Consider the following 2,264-nt stretch of genomic DNA (forward strand, 5'->3'; position numbering starts at 1 on the left):
CCGAGGTAGTTGAGGAGGATGCCGGGCTCGGGTGCCGCGGCGATGCGGTGGCGCAGGTCCGCGACGGGGCCGTGGCGCAGGAGGTCGTGGCTGAGGTCGGGCTGGGGCAGGGCGCGGCGGGCTTCCTTGACCCGGCAGAGGGCGCGGCCGAGGGCGAGCATGCGGGCGTCGTCGTCCGGCGGCAGGTCCGGTTCGCCGCCGAGGGGGTCGAGCCGCAGCGGCACCAGCGTGGTGAACCAGCCCACCGTCCGGCTCAGGTCGTGGCGGGGCAGGGTCGGGCCGTCCTGCGCGTCGGAGAGGGGTTCGGGGAAGGGTTCTGAGAGGGGTTCGGCGAGCGCGTCGGCCAGGGCGTCGGCATCGCGACCGTGGCGCTCGAGGGTCACGCCCACCGCCGTCCCGTCGCCGCGCCGCACCAGCGCGATCGACAGGGCGGTGAGCAGGATCTCGTCGGGACGGGCGCTGTAGGGCCGACCGGCCCGGCGCAGGAAGGCGTCGGTGGCGTCGGCGTCGAGGCTGTCGGCGATCTCAGTCTGGGCGGATTCGACGTTGGGGGCGTCGGGCCGGACCGGCCGCAACGCGGCATCGAGGCACGGCCCCCCGGCCTGCCAGCCGGCCAGCCAGGATTCGCGGCGCCCGGCATGTCCGGGGTGCCGGGCCAGGACGTCGAGGCTGCGGGCCCAGCCCGGGAAGCTCGTCGGCGGGGGCGCGAGCGGCCGCCCGGCGAGGGCCGCCGCGAGGTCCTGGATCAGGATGCGCCACGACATGGCGTCGACCACGAGGTGGTGGGCGACGAGGAGGAGGCGCTCGGTCCCGTCCGCCGGCAGGGTGACGTGTACGGCCCGCCAGACCGGCCCTTCGGCGAGGTCGAGGCTCGTCTGGGCTTGCGCGGCGAGGGCCGCGAAGGCCGGCGCACCGTCCGCCGCGCGCCGCCACAGCGGGGGCTCCTGCCCCGGTGCCCGGCAGGTCTGGGTCCAGGCCCCGTGCGCGTCCCGCGCGAAGCGCAGGCGCAGCGCGGGATGGGCGGCCTCGACGGCCGCGAGGGCCTCAGCGAGGCGGCCCGGGTCGAGGGGTGCCCGGGGCGCGAGCACGATCGCCTGATTCCAGTGCTGCCGGTTCGGGACGGGGCCGTCGAGGAACCGGCGCTGGATCGGGGTGAGGGGAACCGGACCGGCCTCGCGCGCCGGGTCGACCTGGGGGGCCGGCGCGGCCGCGCTGTCCGGGGCCGCGTCGAGATGCGCCGCCAGGGCGGCGAGGCGCGGGTGGGTGAAGACGTCCCGCGGCGTCAGCGCGAGGCCGCTCTCCCGGGCGCGGGCGACGAGCTGGAGGGCGAGGATCGAGTCGCCGCCGCGCTCGAAGAAGCTGTCCCGGCGCGACAGGCGTCGGGCGTCGAGGCCGAGCACGCCGGCCCAGAGGGCGGCGAGGCGCGTCTCGGTCTGACCGCGCGGCGGATCGAAGCCGGTGCTGCCGCCCGCGGCGTCCGCGCCCGCCCAGTCGGGTTCGGGGAGCCGTCCTGGGTCGAGCTTCCCGTTGGCGGAGACCGGCAGGGCGGGCAGGGCGAGGATGCGGGCGGGGCGCAGCGCGTCGGGCAGCGTGTCGGCCAGGGCCCGCTGCAGCGCGGGCTCGTCGAGCGCGCCGCCGGCCGCCGGCACCGCGTAGCCCACCAGCCGCAGCCCCCCGTCCGGACCGGGACGGGCGACCACCGCCGCCTCGGCGACACCCGGCAGCGCCCGCAGCGCGGCGGCCGCCTCGCCCGGCTCCACGCGCTGGCCGCGGATCTTGACCTGATCGTCCGCCCGCCCGCGATAGTCGAGCTGCCCGTCCGCCCGCCACGCCGCCCGGTCGCCGGTGCGGTACAGCCGCGCCCCGGCCGGCGCGCCGCCGCGCCCGGCCTCCGGGTCGGGCACGAAGCGCGCGGCGGTCAGGCCGGGCTGGCCGCGGTAGCCCCGGGCGAGGCCGAGCCCGCCGATGTAGAGCTCGCCGACGACGCCGACCGGCACCGGGTGGAGGGCGTCGTCGAGGACGTGCAGGCGCAGGTTGGCGATGGGCGCGCCGATCGGCACGCGCGGGCCGGGGACGGGCCCATCTGCGCAAGTGCTGTCCCAGGCTGCGACGTCGCAGGCGGTGACGTCGATGGCGGCCTCGGCGGGTCCGTAGAGGTTGTGCACCCGTGCGCCGGTGCGGGCGGCGACGGCGCGGGCGAGGTCGGGCGGCAGGGCCTCGCCGCTGGCGACCAGTCGGGTGAGGCTGGCGGTGTCGTCGAGGGC

The 2,264-nt window shown here is 78.6% G+C and carries 1 protein-coding gene; it reads right to left on the reverse strand.

The annotated features are described in order from the left end of the window. A partial coding sequence (locus ABIC30_RS31695) for a condensation domain-containing protein (RefSeq protein ID WP_354456834.1) occupies window positions 1-2,264 on the reverse strand: 2,264 nt, incomplete at both ends.

It is taken from the genome of Methylobacterium sp. 1030 (genome assembly GCF_040544715.1).
GTDB lineage: Bacteria > Pseudomonadota > Alphaproteobacteria > Rhizobiales > Beijerinckiaceae > Methylobacterium.